The 16,076-nt window shown below is 73.1% G+C and carries 13 protein-coding genes and 1 pseudogene; 12 read left to right on the forward strand and 2 right to left on the reverse strand.

Going from position 1 to position 16,076, the window contains the following annotated elements:
• Positions 1-298 precede the first annotated feature (298 nt).
• The gene (locus VMV22_14865) at positions 299-709 is read left to right on the forward strand and encodes a PadR family transcriptional regulator (GenBank protein ID HUY23612.1); all 411 of its coding nucleotides are present in this window, start codon (positions 299-301) and stop codon (positions 707-709) included.
• 50 nt (positions 710-759) lie between these two features.
• On the opposite strand, the gene fabI is transcribed toward VMV22_14865, so the two are convergent.
• Entirely contained in the window at positions 760-1,545 is a 786-nt protein-coding gene (gene fabI, locus VMV22_14870; GenBank protein HUY23613.1) for an enoyl-ACP reductase FabI, read from the reverse strand.
• Positions 1,546-1,629: 84 nt separating this feature from the next.
• Between fabI and npdG the strand changes: the two genes are divergently transcribed.
• The 4 genes from npdG to VMV22_14890 are packed head-to-tail and all read left to right on the forward strand — an operon-like array spanning position 1,630 to position 6,177.
• Positions 1,630-2,298, forward strand: a complete 669-nt coding sequence (gene npdG, locus VMV22_14875; GenBank protein HUY23614.1) for an NADPH-dependent F420 reductase — start codon at positions 1,630-1,632, stop codon at positions 2,296-2,298.
• A gap of 10 nt (positions 2,299-2,308) precedes the next feature.
• A complete protein-coding gene (locus tag VMV22_14880) occupies positions 2,309-3,535 on the forward strand; it encodes a cysteine--tRNA ligase (GenBank protein ID HUY23615.1) in 1,227 nt (408 codons plus the stop codon).
• Positions 3,532-5,643 carry a threonine--tRNA ligase gene (gene thrS / locus VMV22_14885; GenBank protein ID HUY23616.1) on the forward strand — a complete coding sequence of 704 codons (2,112 nt, stop codon included), beginning with the start codon at positions 3,532-3,534 and terminating at the stop codon, positions 5,641-5,643. The genes VMV22_14880 and thrS overlap by 4 nt, the downstream gene beginning before the upstream one ends.
• Positions 5,644-5,655: 12 nt before the next feature.
• The gene (locus VMV22_14890; GenBank protein ID HUY23617.1) at positions 5,656-6,177 is read left to right on the forward strand and encodes an HIT domain-containing protein; all 522 of its coding nucleotides are present in this window, start codon (positions 5,656-5,658) and stop codon (positions 6,175-6,177) included.
• Positions 6,178-6,205: 28 nt separating this feature from the next.
• Here VMV22_14890 and fusA read toward each other — a convergent pair whose 3' ends face one another.
• Entirely contained in the window at positions 6,206-8,266 is a 2,061-nt protein-coding gene (gene fusA / locus VMV22_14895; protein ID HUY23618.1) for an elongation factor G, read from the reverse strand.
• A 689-nt stretch (positions 8,267-8,955) separates the two neighbouring features.
• Between fusA and VMV22_14900 the strand changes: the two genes are divergently transcribed.
• From VMV22_14900 to VMV22_14930, 7 genes and pseudogenes are all read left to right on the forward strand, one after another.
• Positions 8,956-9,861 carry a CDP-alcohol phosphatidyltransferase family protein gene (locus VMV22_14900; protein HUY23619.1) on the forward strand — a complete coding sequence of 302 codons (906 nt, stop codon included), beginning with the start codon at positions 8,956-8,958 and terminating at the stop codon, positions 9,859-9,861.
• A gap of 21 nt (positions 9,862-9,882) precedes the next feature.
• Positions 9,883-10,944 carry a phosphatidylinositol mannoside acyltransferase gene (locus tag VMV22_14905; GenBank protein HUY23620.1) on the forward strand — a complete coding sequence of 354 codons (1,062 nt, stop codon included), beginning with the start codon at positions 9,883-9,885 and terminating at the stop codon, positions 10,942-10,944.
• Positions 10,945-10,958: 14 nt separating this feature from the next.
• The gene (locus VMV22_14910) at positions 10,959-12,074 is read left to right on the forward strand and encodes a glycosyltransferase family 4 protein (GenBank protein HUY23621.1); all 1,116 of its coding nucleotides are present in this window, start codon (positions 10,959-10,961) and stop codon (positions 12,072-12,074) included.
• 661 nt (positions 12,075-12,735) lie between these two features.
• Positions 12,736-13,554 carry a M48 family metalloprotease gene (locus VMV22_14915; protein ID HUY23622.1) on the forward strand — a complete coding sequence of 273 codons (819 nt, stop codon included), beginning with the start codon at positions 12,736-12,738 and terminating at the stop codon, positions 13,552-13,554.
• 182 nt (positions 13,555-13,736) lie between these two features.
• A pseudogene (pdxS, locus tag VMV22_14920) lies at positions 13,737-14,597 on the forward strand (pyridoxal 5'-phosphate synthase lyase subunit PdxS).
• Between the two features lie 37 nt (positions 14,598-14,634).
• Entirely contained in the window at positions 14,635-15,315 is a 681-nt protein-coding gene (gene pdxT, locus VMV22_14925; GenBank protein HUY23623.1) for a pyridoxal 5'-phosphate synthase glutaminase subunit PdxT, read from the forward strand.
• A 3-nt stretch (positions 15,316-15,318) separates the two neighbouring features.
• Positions 15,319-16,071 carry a YebC/PmpR family DNA-binding transcriptional regulator gene (locus tag VMV22_14930; protein ID HUY23624.1) on the forward strand — a complete coding sequence of 251 codons (753 nt, stop codon included), beginning with the start codon at positions 15,319-15,321 and terminating at the stop codon, positions 16,069-16,071.
• The last annotated feature ends 5 nt before the right edge of the window (positions 16,072-16,076 follow it).

The following is a 16,076-nucleotide window of genomic DNA, read 5'->3' on the forward strand; positions in this document are numbered from 1 at the left end:
CACGAGTCGATGATCACGACGGGAGGCGCCGGGGACGACAGGGCTTGCAGCTGGAACAGTCGTGATATATCGTGAACGTACGAGAACAGTTCTCCGGCAGGATTCCGGGCGGAGTCCGCCCGAGAGAACCGAGAGTCGAAACGACGAGGAGGAGTCAGTGATGAACCACCACATGAAGATGAAGGGACCCCGAGGCCGACACGGCGGACCGCCGTGGCGCGGTGCTGACTGGGGCGGCGACTGGGGCGGGTGGCGAGGTGGCGGACGGCGCATGCGCCGTGGAGACATTCGCACCGCGTTGCTCTCTGCACTCACCGACGGTCCCGCGCACGGCTACGAGATCATCGGGCGGCTCGAGGAGAAGAGCGGCGGCACCTGGCGGCCCAGCCCCGGCTCGGTATACCCGACGCTGCAGTTGTTCGAGGACGAGGGGCTCGTGCTCTCGGAGCAACGCGACGGCAAGCGGGTCTACGAACTCACCGACGCCGGCCGTACCGAGGCCGCGGCGCGCGCCGAGCGGCAGGGGACCGCACCCTGGGACGCCGACGACGACGCCAACGAGTTCCACGGGCTCATCAGGGCCGCCGCCCAGATGTTCGTCGCCGCCAAGCAGATCGCACGGCTCGGCGACACGTCGCAGATGGAACGGGCCACGACCGCCATCCGCGCCACGAGCAAGGAGCTCTACAAGATCCTGTCGGAAGACTGAGCCGGAGGACCGAGCCGGAGGACCGAGCCGACGCCCGGCGGCCGGCGGCGCTAAGCGCCCATGGCGTGGACGCCCCCGTCGACGTGCACCATCTCGCCCGTCGTCATCGGGAACCAGTCCGACAGCAGTGCCACGCACGCCCGCGCCACGGGCTCGGCGTCGTTGACGTCCCACCCGAGCGGTGCCCGGCCCCCCCAGGTGTCCTCGAACGCCTTGAAGCTCGGGATGGACTTGGCCGCCATCGTCCGTATCGGCCCGGCGGCCACCAGATTGACGCGCACCCCCTCGGGGCCCAGGTCCCGCGCCAGGTAGCGCGACAACGACTCGAGGGCGGCCTTGGCGACACCCATCCAGTCGTAGGCGGGCCACGCCACCCGGGCGTCGAAGTCGAGGGCCACCACCGACGACCGCCCGGCCGCGCTGAGCAGCGGCCGCATCGCACCGACGAGCGCCTTCAACGAGTACGCCGAGACCTCGAGGGCCACCGCCACCTCGGCCCACCCGGCCCGCAGGATGTCCCCCCCGAGGCATTCCTGGGGCGCGAAGCCGATGGCGTGCAGGATCCCGTCGACCCGTCCCCAGCGCGCCGCGAGGTCGTCGGCCGCGGCCTGCAGGTGGTCGGCATTGGTGACGTCGATCTCGATGACGTCCACCGCGGTGTCGAGCTTGCGCGCCGTGCGCCGCGTGAGCGACAGGCCCCGCCCCGCGCCCGACAGGACGATCTCGGCTCCCTCCGCCTGGGCCAGCCGGGCGACGCCGAAGGCGAGTGAGGCGTCGGTGAGGACGCCGGTCACGAGGATCCGCTTCCCCTGGAGAAGGCCGCCGTGGGATGACACCGTCGGGGACCCTACCCGAGGCCGCGGACCGAGCCGGGGGCGAGGCTGAATCAGCCGCGGGAGCCGGTGTGCCAGTGTGTTCCGATGCACGTCGGGATCCTCGGGGGAACCGGTCCCCTCGGTCGGGGGCTGGGGCTGCGGTTGGCCGCGGCCGGGGCGTCGGTGACCATCGGGTCGCGCGATGCCGAGCGGGCCGCGACCGTGGTCGGCGAGCTGCACGACCGCTGGGCCGACCGGGACCTCGCCCTCGACGGGGCGGGCAACGACGCTGCCGCGGCAGGCGAGGTGGTCGTGGTGGCCACCCCGTGGGACGCCGCCGCCCCGACGATCCGTCCGCTGGCCGGCCAGCTGGCCGGGAAGGTCGTGGTCTCGGTGGCCAACGCCCTCGTCAAGCAGGGTCGGGAACTGCACCCCCTGATCCCCCCGCGCGGGTCGATCGCCGCCGCCGTGCAGGCCGGGCTCCCCGGCTCCCTGGTGGTCGCCGCCGGCCACCACCTGCCGGCCTCGGAGCTCGAGGACCTCGACCGTTCCCTCGGCGCCGACGTGCTCGTCTGCTCCGACCATGCGGAGGCCACCGAGGCGGCCATGGCCCTGATGCGCTCGATCGAGGGCCTGCGCCCGCTCGACGCCGGGAGCCTGGCGGCCGCCTCCGCCATCGAGTCCTTCACCGCCGTTCTCGTCAACCTGAACGTCCGCTACAGGGCCCACAGCTCGCTGCGCCTGGCGGGCCTGGACCACGTCGGAGCCGGGTGACGGCCCGGTGATGTACCTCCACGACACGCCGCGCGGCGAGATCGTCGCGTTCGACCCCGACCGCACCGTGACCATGTACTCGTGCGGCATCACCCCCTACGACGCCGCGCACGTCGGGCACGCGCAGGTGTACCTCACCTTCGACATCCTGCAGCGGCGCCTGATCGACCTGGGGCACGAGCCCAGGCTCGTCCGCAACGTCACCGACGTCGACGACGACATCCTGCGCAAGGCGCGCGAGCTCGGCGTCCACTATCTCGACCTCGCGGCCGAGGAGATGGCCCGCTTCGACGCCAACATGCAGGCGCTCGGCCTCCTGCCCGTCTTCCGTGAGCCGCGCGCCACGTCCGCCATCCCGGAGATCCTCTCCCTCATCGGCGCCGTGCTCGACACGGGGCACGCGTACAGCTCGGGCGGCGCGGTGTACTTCGACATATCGACGTTCCCCCGGTTCGGCCAGGTGAGCCACCTGTCGCGCCCGGAGATGCTGGTCCTGGCGGCCGAACGGGGCGGCAACCCCGACGACCCCAACAAGCGCGACCCCCTTGACTTCGTCCTGTGGCAGCCCTCGGCACCCGACGAGCCGTCGTGGGAGTCACGTTGGGGCCCGGGCCGTCCCGGGTGGCACATCGAGTGCTCGGCGCTCGCCATGCGCGACCTCGGTGACACCGTCGACCTCCACGGCGGGGGCAGCGACCTCGTCTATCCGCACCACGAGTGCGAGACGGCACAGTCCGAGTCCGTCACGGGGAAGACGTTCTCGCGCCACTGGCTCCACGTCGGGATGGTCGGGCTGGACGGGATCAAGATGTCCAAGTCCCTGGGCAATCTCGTCTTCGTGGGGGACCTCCTGAAGGATTGGGAACCGATGGTCGTGCGCCTCGCGCTCCTGGGGCACCACTACCGCACCGACTGGAACTGGGAGCGCGGCGACCTCGAGCGGGCCGCCGACCGGCTGGACCGGTGGCGGACGGCGAGCGGCGTCGGTGGCGGTGGCGGTGGCGTCGTCGGGGGTGGTGGTGGCGTCGGTGGGGGTGGCGGTGGCGTCGGCGGCGTCGTGACGGCGAGCGGGGGCGTCGGTGGGGGTGCGGCCGGGGCGACGCCGGCGCTCGACGCCGTCCGGAGCTGCCTCGACGCCGACCTGAACGCCCCGGGCGCGCTGGCGGTGCTCGACGAGGAAGCCGGCGCGGGCCGGGACGTGCGCGACGGCGCCGCGCTGCTCGGGGTGTCGCTGTGACCGGCGTCCGGCTCCCCGACGGCTCGAGCAAGGAGCTGCCCGACGGCTCCTCGGCGCACGACCTGGCCGAATCCATCGGCCGGCGGCTGGCGAAGGCGGCGGTCGCCGCCACCGTCGACGGCGACCCGGTGGACCTGGGGGCGCCGCTCCCCGAGGGCGCCGAGGTGGCGATCATCACGGAGGACAGCGACGCCGGGCGCGCCGTGCTGCGCCACTCCACCGCCCACGTGCTCGCCCAGGCCGTGCTGGCCCTGTGGCCCGGCGCCCGCTACGCCATCGGCCCGGCCATCGCCGACGGCTTCTACTACGACTTCGAGCTCCCGGGCGGGGCGACCTTCAGCGACGACGACCTGGATCGCATCGCGGAGAAGATGCGCGCCATCATCGCGCAGGACCAGCCCTTCGTGCGCGAGGAGCACACCATCGACGAGGGGCTCGCCCTCTTCGCCGACCAGCCCTTCAAGCGCGAGATCATCGAAGGAGTGCGGGGCGGGGCGGCGGACGCCGAGCTGTCGGCCGAGGCCGCCGCCGACATCGCCCCCGACGCGGCCGCGGTGAGCGCCTACCGCAACCCTGCCGGCGCGGGTGCCGGCGCGGGTGCCGGCGCGGGTGCCGGCGCGGGTGCCGGCGCGGGTGCCGGCGCGGGTCCTGCGCCCGGGGCCGGCTTCGTCGACCTGTGCCGGGGGCCGCACGTCCCCTCCACGGGCCGGCTGGGGCACTTCACGCTGCTGCGGGTGGCCGGCGCCTACTGGCGCGGCGACGAGAAGCGTCCCCAGCTGCAACGCATCTACGGCACCGCCTGGGAGTCCGACAAGGCGTTGGCCGCGTACCTGCACCGGGTGGAGGAGGCCGAGCGGCGCGACCACCGGCGCATCGGGGCGGAGCTCGATCTCTTCTCGTTCCCGACCGAGATCGGCTCGGGGCTCGCCGTCTTCCACCCCAAGGGGGCCACGATCCGGCGCCTGATGGAGGAGTACTCGCGCCAGCGCCACATCGACGGCGGCTACGACTTCGTGTACACGCCGCACATCACCAAGTCGGAGCTCTTCGAGATCTCGGGGCACCTCGACTGGTTCGCGGAGGGAATGTTCCCGCCCATGGAGCTGGAGGAGGGCCAGACCTACCACCTCAAGCCCATGAACTGCCCGTTCCACATCCTGGTCTTCCGGAGCCGGCAGCGGTCGTACCGCGAGCTCCCTCTGCGCCTGTTCGAGTTCGGGACCGTCTACCGCTACGAGAAGTCGGGCGTGGTGCACGGCCTCACCCGAGTGCGCGGCATGACCCAGGACGACGCCCACATCTTCTGCACCCGGGAGCAGATGGCCGACGAGCTGCGGTCTGTCCTTCACTTCGTCCTCGACCTGCTGCGCGACTTCGGCCTCGACGACTTCTACCTGGAGCTGTCGACCAAGCCAGCGGGGAAGGCCGTCGGCACGGACGACGAGTGGGACGAGGCCACCGAGACGCTGCGCTCGGTCGGCGAGAGCGCCGGCCTGGACTTCGTGATGGACCCGGGAGGTGGCGCCTTCTACGGCCCGAAGATCTCGGTACAGGCGCGTGACGCCATCGGGCGGACGTGGCAGGTGTCCACCATCCAGCTCGACTTCCAGCTCCCGCAGCGCTTCGAGATGGAGTACGTGGGGGCCGACAACGGCCGGCACCGCCCGATCATGATCCACCGCGCCTTGTTCGGGTCCGTGGAGCGGTTCTTCGCCATCCTGCTGGAGCACTACGCGGGCGCGCTGCCCACGTGGCTGATGCCGGTACAGGTGGTGGTGCTGCCCGTGCGCGACGACCACGACGGCTACGCCCGCGAGGTGGCGGCAGCCTGCCGCGCGGCCGGCATGCGGGTCGAGGTCGACGCCGCCGACGAGCCGCTCAACGGCCGCATCCGGCGGTGGAAGCTCGAGAAGGTCCCCTACGTGCTGGTCGTCGGTGACGACGACACGGCAGGGGGGACGGTGGGGGTGAACGCCCGGGGCTCGGGTCGGCCCGACCGCGGTGTGCGACTCGACGACTTCCTCGCGGCGGTCTCGGCCGAAATCGAGGCCAAGGGGCTGCCCGAGCAGCGGGCCGAGCCGGTGCAGGACGCCGAGCCCGGTCGGTGAGCGTGCGCCGCCGTGGGTGAGTCGAGCCTCGAGCAGCTGTGGGCGGGGTGGCGCCACGGGTACGTGTCGTCGGCCACCGAGGCGGAGCGACGGGGGGACGACGGCGCCTGCGTGTTCTGCCGCATCGCGGCGTCGGGGCCGCCGAGCGCGGAGAACTTCGTGGTGTGGCGAGGTGCGCTGAGCTACGCCGTCATGAACGCCTACCCGTACGCCAGCGGCCATCTCCTCGTGATGCCCGTGCGCCATGTGGGCCAGCTCGACGAGCTCACCTCCGCGGAATCGGCGGACCTGTGGGACGCGACCCGCAAGGCGGCGTCGGCGATCACGGCCGCCTACGACCCCGACGGCATCAACATGGGGGCGAACCTCGGCCGGGCCGCGGGTGCGGGCATCCCCGCCCACCTCCACCTGCACGTCCTGCCCCGGTGGTCGGGGGATACCAACTTCATGACGTCGGTGGCGGGTGTCCGGGTGATGCCGGAGTCACTGGCGACCGGCTGGGAGCGCCTGCACGACCGCTGGCCCGCCGGCTGAGTCGCGCCCGGCCGGACCCCGGGCCCCGTCACTCGGCCTTCGCCTTCATCATCCGCTCGACCAGGTTGGCCGGCATCACGTCGTAGTGGTCGTGCTCGGCGCGGAACCGCCCCCGCCCACCGGTGAGGGAGCGGAGGTCGACGGCGTAGCGCTGGATCTCGGCGGTCGGCACCAGCGCGGTGATGACCTGCACGCCCGCGCCCAGGGTGTCGGTGCCCTGCACGCGCCCCCGCCGCGAGTTGAGGTCCCCGAGGACGTCGCCCTGCATGGCCGCGGGCACGGTCACCTCGATCACCGAGACGGGCTCGAGGATCACCGGGCCGGCCTTGGCCATGGCCTCCTTGAAGGCCATCGACCCGGCCATCTTGAAGCTCATCTCGGACGAGTCGACGGGGTGGTACTTGCCGTCGAAGCAGGTCACCTGCACGTCGACGACGGGGTAGCCGTGCACACCGCCCTGTCCCATGGCCTCGATGACGCCCTTCTCGACGGCCGGGATGTACTGCTTCGGGATGGCGCCGCCCACGACCTGGTCGACGAAGTGGAAGCCCTCCCCGCGCTCGAGGGGCTCGATCCTGATCGACGCCACCCCGAACTGCCCGTGGCCGCCCGTCTGCTTCTTGTACCGGCCCTCTGCCTCCGATTGTTGGGTGATGCTCTCCCGGAAGGGCACGAGCACGTCCTCGGTGGCGACCTCGACGCCGAACTTGCGGGCCAGGCGCTCGGCGGCCACGGCGAGGTGGGTCTCACCGGTGCCCCGGAGGATCGTCTGGTGCGTCTCGTCGACGCGCTCGACGACCAGTGCGGGGTCCTCCTCCTGGAGCCGGTGCAGCCCGGTCATGAGCTTGTCCTCGTCACCCTTGGACTTGGGCCGGATGGCGATCGACAGTGCAACGGGCTCCGGGGGTGTGGCCGGCACCACCACGGGGGTGCCCTTCGGTGCCAGCGTGTCGCCGGTCGCCGTGTCCGACAGCTTGGGGACCGCCACGATGTCGCCGGCCTGGGCCTCGGACGCCGGCTGGGCCTCCTTGCCCCGCAACAGCTGCAGGACATGGAGCCGCTCGTCGGCGTGCGTGCGCGAATTGGCGAGCACGCTGTCGGGCCTGATCGTCCCGGACAGGACGCGCAGGAGGGAGATCTTGCCCACGTAGGGGTCGGAGATCGTCTTGAACACGCGGGCCAGGGGCTGGCCCCCGGGGTCGCACGCCACCTCGTGCACCGAATCGCCGCCGCGGACCTCGACGGGCGGGCGTGAGTCGGGCGTCGGCGCGATCTCGGACAGCAGCGACGCCAGGCGGTCGATCCCGACGCCGGTAGCCGCCGACCCGCACACCACCGGGAAGACGAGGCCCTGGGCCACGCCGGCGGCGAGAGTGGCCTCGAGCTCGGCCCCCGAGGGCACGTCGCCGTCCAGGTAGCGCTCCATCAGGGCGTCGTCACCCACGACGATGCCCTCGACGAGGTGCTCGCGCACCTCGTGCTCGGTGGCGGCGAGGTCGTCGGGGATGGGCCCCGACTCGGACGTGCCACCCTCGTAGATGATTGCGGTGTCGGTGAGGAGGTCGGCAATCCCGCGAAAGCCCGACTCCTCGCCCACGGGGAGCTCGAGGGGCGCGATGCCGGCGCCGAAGCGTTCGCGGAGCGCGCCGAGCGTCCGGTCGAAGCTGGCCCGCTCCCGGTCGAGCTTGTTGATGAACACCAGACGGGGGAGCCCCAGCTCGGCGGCGAGGTCCCACGCCGCCTCGGTCTGCGCCTCGATGCCTTCCACCGCACTCACGACGAGGACCACGAGGTCGACGACCGAGCACGCCGAGCGCACCTCGCCGAAGAAGTCCGCGTACCCCGGGGTGTCGATGATGTTCAGCTTCACGTCGTCCAGCACACACGGCACGAGGGCCAGCGACAGCGACATGTGGCGCTTGACCTCTTCGGGCTCGAAGTCGCTGACCGTGGAGCCGTCGTCGACCCTGCCCTGACGGTTGACCGCGCCGGTGGTGAAGAGCAGGGCCTCCGCCAGCGTGGTCTTCCCCGAACCGTTGTGTCCGACCAGGGCGACGTTTCGGATGCGGGACGGTGGGTAGCTCGGCACCGCTCGCACCTCCCTCCCTCGAGATACTCCCGGCGTGTGGCCGCTGTGGTGCGCAGCCTAATGGCGGTCGGTGCGGTCAGCCCGTCCGGTCGATGTGAGGGCGAGGGCCTCCTCGGGGGCGGCGACGTGGGCTCTCGAGGCGGCGAGATGGGCTCTCGAGGGCGGCGACATGGGCCGAAATCGAGGCGACCGGGTCGGTCGGGGCGGTCGGGGGCGACCGGGCGGTCGGGGCGGTCGGGGGCGACCGGGGCGGTCGGGGCGGTCGGGGGCGGCATGCTGGCTCCTTCCGGCAGCCCTACCCGCGGCGCTGCCCGGCTCCCGACCGACCGAACCCCGAGCCGGGTGTCCCCGACCGAACCCCCGGGCCGGGTGACGTGCTCCGCCGGGGAGCCCACGGAGGACCCGGGGACGGCGACCGGAGGGGATCACCCGGGATCGCCCCGCGGTCGACGATGACCAGGGCGATGACCAGGGCGATGACCGGGGAGATCAACCAGGGCGATGAACGGGGAGATCAACCAGGGCGATGACCGGGGAGATCAACCAGGGCGATGACCAGGGCGATGACCGGGGCGATCAACCGGAGAGATCAACCGGGGAGATCAACCGGGAATGACCCGAGGTCAGAGGAGCGACCGAGGGCCGATGGTACGATAGAGGTGAACTCCCGCGGAGGAAGAACCCACCCCATGTTCGACGGTCGTTGGCGCGACGCTGTGGACCGCACGACGAAACCAGTTGGCACGGCGCTGGTGCGTGCGGGGATAAACGCTGACGTTCTCACCATCTTCGGCTTGGCCATGTCGGTCGTCGCCGCCATCGTGGTCGGTTCGGGCCATCTCCTTCCCGGCATCGGGCTGCTCTTCGCCGTCGGGCTCCCCGACCTCTTCGACGGGCCGGTGGCCAAGGCGGCGGGACGCGCCTCGGTACGCGGCGCGTTCTTCGACTCCGTGGCCGACCGCATTTCCGACGCCTTCCTGTTCGGCGGCGTGGCCTGGTACCTCGCAGCGCACCACCACGGCGAGATGGTGCTCCTGCCCTTCGCCGTCCTGGCGGTCACGTCGCTCATCTCGTACCAACGGGCCAAGGCCGAGTTGCTCGGGCTGTCGGCCAAGGGCGGCCTCATGGAACGCGCCGAGCGCTTCATCCTCCTGGGCCTCTGCTTCATCGCCGGCTCGGTCTCGACGGCGGCCTTCGTTCCCGCGCTGTGGGTGTTCTTCGCTCTGCTCACGGCCACCGCCGTCGGCCGCTTCGTGAACGTGTGGAAGGAAGCCGAGGGCCCGCCGCCCTTCGTGGTGGCCGGTGTCGGGCTGGCCGACGCCGATGCCGACGCCGACGTCACGCGCCGGGCCCTCGCCCGCTGGCGCGAAGGCCGGGTCGACTCCCGCTGGCGCACGTGGCGCGAGGCCCGTGCCCACCGCGACGGCGTCGGTGTCCGCACCACGCCCCAGCGCCGGGCGGCCCAGCCGTCGGGCCGGTGGCGGGCGCGCCGGGCGGCCGTCCCGTCGAGCCGTTCGGGTCGGATCTGGCGGGCGCGGCGGGCGGCGCGGCCCGCGGCGCGCGCCGGCCGCCGGCCGGTGTCGCGCGGCTTCTGAGCCATCGACGCGACCGCGGCGGTGCCTGACGCGTCACAGCCCGAGGGCGCCGGTGCCGACGACGCCTCGATCCCCGGCGCCGACGCGACCACGGGCCCCGGTGCCGGGAGAGCGGGCCCCGGTGCCGACGGGGACCAGGGCTCCGGCTCCCGGACCGCGTACCTGGTGTACCGGTCGCTCGGCACGGCGATGCAGAAGCTGCCCGAGCCGGTGGCCGCCGGTGCCGCCGCCGCGGTCGCCGTGGCGCTCTCCGCGACGCGCAGCGGGGCCCGCGCCATGTACGAGCGGCACATCCGCCGCGTGGTGGGGCCGGGGCTCAGCGAGGCCGAGGTGACCGCCTACACGCGACGCGCCTTCCTCTCCTACGCGCGCTACTGGCTCGAAGGCGCGCGCCTCCCCGTGCTCAGCGCCGACGTCGTCGCCGACCGCATGCTGATCGAGAGCGGGTGGGAACACCTCGTGACGGGCATGGAGGCCGGCAACGGCGTGATCATGGCCCTCCCGCACATCGGGAGCTGGGAGTGGGGAGGCTCCTGGCTGGCACTGCAGGGCTACCCGATGACGAGCGTGGCCGAACCGCTCGAACCGCCCGAGATGTACGAGTGGTTCGTGGCGCAGCGAGAGGCGATGGGGCTCACGATCGTGCCCCTCGGGTCCGGCGCCAGCGGAGTGCTCCTACGCACCTTGCGGGCGGGGAAGCTGGTTGGACTGCTGTGCGACCGTGACATCGGCGGCAACGGCGTCGAGGTGGAGTTCTTCGGTGAGCGGACGACGATGCCCGGTGGCCCCGCCATGCTCGCCCTGCGTACGGGCGCGGTCGTCCTGCCGACCGCCGTGTACAGCGGACCGGGACGGGAGCACACCGCCGTGATCATGGACCCGGTCCCCATCGAACGCACGACCTCGTTGCGCGACGACGTGAGTCGCGTCACGCAGCAGATCGCCCGCGATCTGGAGGAGCTCATCCGGCGTGCCCCGGAGCAGTGGCACGTCTTCCAGCCCAACTGGCCGAGCGACCTCACGGGGCCGGACGTCGGGGAGCCCGGGACGGCGGGCGGCACCCTCGGCGGCTCCGCCGCCTGACCATCGGGGCGGCCGTGCGCGTCGCCATGCTGTGCCCGTACAGCCTGAGCCGTCCCGGCGGCGTCCAGGGGCAGGTGATCGGGCTGGCCCGGGCGTTGACCGCGGCCGGGCACGACACGGTGGTGCTGGCCCCCGCGGACGGCGATGTCGACGTCCCCGGTCTCACCCCCGCCGCCGTGGTGCGGCTGGGAGGATCCGTCGCGCTCCCCGCCAACGGGTCGGTCGCCCCCGTGTCGCTCTCGCCGGCGGCAGCCGTGCGCGCCGTGCGCGCCGTGCGCGGCGGCGGCTTCGACGTGCTGCACCTGCACGAACCGCTGGCGCCGGGCCCCGGCTACGGCTGCCTGGTGGCTTGCGCCCTCCCCAAGATCGGGACGTTCCACCGGGCGGGCGCCAGCACCGCCTACCGGTTGCTGCGACCGCTCGCCCGCCTGGCGGCGAACCGCCTGGCGGTGCGCTGCGCCGTGTCGGCCGAGGCCGAGTCCACGGCCCGGGACGCACTCGGCGGGTCCTACGAGATCGTGGGCAACGGCATCGACATGGAGCGGTTCGCGCGCGCCTCACCGTGGACCACCGACGGCCCGACCATCCTGTTCGTCGGGCGCCACGAGGAGCGCAAGGGCCTCGGGGTGCTGCTCGACGCGGTGGGCGGGCTCGATGCGGCGCACGCGCCGACGGTGTGGGTGGCGGGCCAGGGCCCCGATACCGAGCGCCTGCAGCGACGTCATCCACCGAGCCCCCGGCTGGTCTGGCTCGGCCGGGTCGGCGATGACGAGCTGGCGGCGCGCCTGGCGGGCGCCCACGTGCTGTGCGCGCCGTCGTTGGGGGGCGAGTCCTTCGGGGTCGTGCTGCTCGAGGCGATGGCGGCGCGCACCGCGGTCGTGGCGAGTGGCCTTCCCGGGTATGCGTCGGTCGTGGGCGACCACGCCGTGCTCGTCCCGCCGGGCGACGTCGAGGCTCTCCGCCTCGCCCTGGCGGCCGTGACCGCCGATGCCGCCGCCGGGACCGGGCGGTGCGCGCCCGCGGCGCTCGACGCCGCCTTCGAGCACGCCTCACAGTGGGCCATGCCCACCGTGGCCGCCCGGTACGTGCAGATCTACGAGCAGGCCGTCGCCGGGGCCCACCGACGCTGACCGGGACCGGCATCGAGGCGCCGGCCCCGGGCCGTACACTTCGAGGGCTATGACCGTCGAAGGCGCACCAGGTCCGTCGCCCCGACGGCGCTCGCGGTCCCGCCGCCGCCCGTCGGGGCAGGGTGGCGCCGCCAACGCCAACGCCAACGCCGCCGCCAACGCCGCCGGCGGCGGCGCTTCGGCGGGCGGACGGGCCGGCGGCCCGGGCGGCTCGGGATCGCAGGGTGCCCGGGCAGGAACGGGCACCGGAGGCTCCGGCGGTAGAGCCGGCTCGGGCTCCGGGGGATCCGGCGGCGGCCGGGGCGGCGGCGGTCGGGGCGGCGGCGGTCGGGGCCGAGGAGGCGGCGGCGGCAACGGCAACGGCGGGGGTGGCTCGGGTAGCGGTGGTCGCTCCGGAGGCGGGCGGTCCCGGAACCGGGGCTCGGGCGGCGGATCGAACCGCAGTCGCAGCGGGGGCTCGGGTCGAGGTCCCGGGGGTGGTGGTGGCCGCGGCCGCGGCGGGAGTGGCGGTGGCGCGGGCAGCGGTGGGCGCGGTGGCGGCGGAGGTGGGCGTGGCCACGGCGGGCGCGACTCCGCAGGGCGATCCGGCGGCCCAGGAGGCGACCGGTCGAGAGAGACGGTCGCCGTCGTCACGGCCACGAGCGACACGGCGTCGCCGGCGGTGCTCCCGGGGACCAGGCGAGACGTCGCCGAGGCCCGCCACAATCGGAGGCGGGCGCTGCTCATCGTCGGCGTACCCGCCGCTGTCGTTTTCGCGATCGTCACCCTGGCGTGCGTCGCCGCCGGGCTGGGCGTCGTCGGTGCGGTTGCCGGTGTGGCCGTGGGCGCCGTCGTGTGGGTGTGGTTGTGGCGGGGCGCCACGAGGTTGGTCCTGCGCGCCCTCGGCGTGCGCGACGGGGGAGACGTCGAGCTCGCCCGGGCGGAGAACATCGTGGACGGGCTCTGCGCCACCATGGGCGTCGACGCGCCCGACATCGTCGTCGTGGACGACACGGCCCGGCGGGCACTGGCGGTCGGCCGCAACAGCGGTGCCGCGGTGCTGGTCGTGACGTCGGGGCTACTGCACGCACTCGACCCCGTGGCCCTCGAAGGTGTGCTCGCCCACGAGCTCGTGCACGTGAAGCGGGGCGACATCGCGCCGGCGACCATGGCGGCAGCGTTGCTCCTGCCGTGGGCCTCGTTCCTGCCCGTCGCCGGCCTGGTGCACGCCCTCGCCGGCCGAGGCCGGGAATTCCGCACCGACCGATTGGCCGTGGCCGTGACCCGCTTTCCCCCGGGGCTCCGGGACGCGCTCGTGGTCATGGTCGACGGCCCCGCGCCCGTCCCCCCCTCGCGCCTGGCCGAGCGGGGCGTGGCCGCGGCCACGCGCTGGCTCTGGACCGTGCCGCTACCCGGGGCCCCGGGCGAGGCGAGGGACGAAGACGGCGTCGGTGAGCTCGACGCACCCGCCGTCCGCATCGCCGCGCTCGACGAGTGGTGAGCAGGCGCCCGCCAGGCACGATCCTCGTCGGGAGGGCGCGGACCCCCCGGGAGTAGACTGGCTATATGGAGGACGCGCCCACCACCTCGTCCGCACCCACCGAATCAGCCCCTGCCGGGGCTGCACGCGCACAGGCCGGATCACCGGCGGTCCCCCCCGGCGGTGACCGCCACACCGGCACCTTCACCGTGAAGCGCGGGCTCGCCGACATGCTGCGCGGCGGCGTGATCATGGACGTGGTCACCGCGGAGCACGCCCGCATCGCCGAGGACGCCGGGGCGGTGTCGGTCATGGCCCTCGAGCGCGTCCCCGCCGACATCAGGGCGCAAGGTGGGGTCGCCCGCATGAGCGACCCCGCGCTCATCGAGGCGATCCAGCACGTCGTGACGATCCCCGTCATGGCCAAGGCGCGCATCGGCCACTTCGCCGAGGCGCAGATCCTGCAGGCGCTCGGCGTCGACTACATCGACGAGAGCGAGGTCCTCACCCCGGCCGACGAGGCGCATCACATCGACAAGCGGGCGTTTCGCGTGCCCTTCGTGTGCGGCGCCACGAACCTGGGGGAGGCGCTGCGCCGCATCTCCGAGGGAGCCGCCATGATCCGCTCGAAGGGTGAGGCGGGCACCGGCAACATCGTCGAAGCCGTCCGGCACCTCCGGTCGATCTTCGGGGACATCCGGAAGCTCACACAGGCCGACGCGGCCGAGCGCTATGCCTGGGCCAAGCATCTGGTGGCGCCCATCGACCTCGTCCAGGAGGTCGCCGACACCGGGGCGCTCCCCGTCCCGCTGTTCTGTGCGGGCGGAATCGCCACGCCCGCCGACGCCGCCCTCGTGATGCAGCTCGGCGCCCAGGCGGTGTTCGTCGGATCCGGGATCTTCAAGAGCGAGGACCCCGCCCGCCGGGCCCGGGCCATCGTCGAGGCGACGACCCATTACGACGACCCCGAGATCGTCACCAAGGTCAGCCGGGGCCTGGGCGCGTCCATGCCGGGGCTCCAGGTGGGTCAACTCGAACAGCGGCTGTCCGAGCGCGGGTGGTAGGGATCGATGGCGTCACGCGCCGGCGAGGTGCCTCCAGGTGGACATCGGCGTCCTCGCCCTCCAAGGAGACGTCGCTGAGCACCGCGCCGCACTGAGCGAGCTCGGGGTCGTCGCCCGTCCGGTGCGCCGGCCCGAGGACCTCGCCGGCATCGACGGGATCGTCCTCCCCGGGGGCGAGTCGACCACGATGTCGATGCTCCTCGAGTCGTCCGGTCTCGCCGAGCCGCTGGGCAAGGAGCTCGACGCCGGGCTGCCGGCCTTGGGGACGTGCGCCGGGATGATCCTCCTCGGCACCGCCATCGCCGACGGTCGCGCCGACCAGCGGTGCTTCGGCGTCATCGACATCGCCGTGCGCCGCAACGGGTTCGGCCGCCAGCTCGAGTCGTTCGAATGCGACCTCGCGGCCCCCGCACTGCCCGGACCGCCGCTCCACGCCGTGTTCATCCGGGCACCTGTGGTCGAGACGGTCGGACCGGGAGTCGAGGTGCTCGCCCGCCTGGGACCGCCTGCCGACGACGCGTTCGCGGGGGGCGACGACGTCGTTCGCGGGTCGGCTCGGCCAGGGGGGTCGCCCGGATCACCCGTGCTGTGCCGCCAGGGCACCGTGCTCGTGGCCGCGTTCCACCCGGAGCTCACGCCGGACCGGAGGGTCCACGAGCTGTTCGTGGCGATGGTGGGCGACGACAGGACCAGAGGAACCGAAGGACAAGGACGGTAGGGAATGTCAGGCCATTCGAAGTGGGCGACCACGAAGCACCGCAAGGCGGCGGTGGACAAGGTGCGGGCGAAGGTCTTCGCCAAGGCGATCAGGCAGCTCGAGGTGGCTGCACGCGAGGGCGGGGGCGACATCAACACCAACGCCACCCTGCGCACCATGTTCGAGAAGGCGCGCGCCGCGTCGGTGCCCCTCGACACGATCGAGCGTGCCATCAAGCGGGGGACGGGCGAACTCGAGGGGGTGCAATACGAGGAGGTGTCGTACGAGGGGTACGCCCCGGGCGGCGTGGCGATCATGGTGGAGTGCCTGACCGACAATCGCAACCGGACCGGCGCGGAGATCCGCAACGTCTTCTCGCGCAGCGGCGGCTCCATGGCCGAGCCGGGTGCGGTCGGCTGGCAGTTCGCGCGCAAGGGTGTGATCGCCCTGCCCCGCTCCCTCGACGAGGACCAGATCATGGAGGTCGCCCTCGACGCCGGAGCCGAGGACCTCACCGACGACGGCGACCAGTGGATCCTGACGTCCGCCCCCCACGACCTGGCGGCTGTGCGCGACGCGCTCGACGCGGCCGGGATGAAGTCGGACTCGGCCGAGCTGGCCATGGTCCCGTCGACGACGGTGCCCGTGACCCAGGAAGGCGAGGTCCGCAAGGTGCTCCGCCTCCTCGAGGCGCTCGACGACCACGACGACGTCCAGAACGTCTGGTCCAACTTCGACACGACCGACGAGGTGCTGGCGGCGGCCTCGTCCGACTGAGGGCG

The organism is Acidimicrobiales bacterium, from assembly GCA_035531755.1.
Classification (GTDB): Bacteria; Actinomycetota; Acidimicrobiia; order Acidimicrobiales; family UBA8190; genus DATKSK01.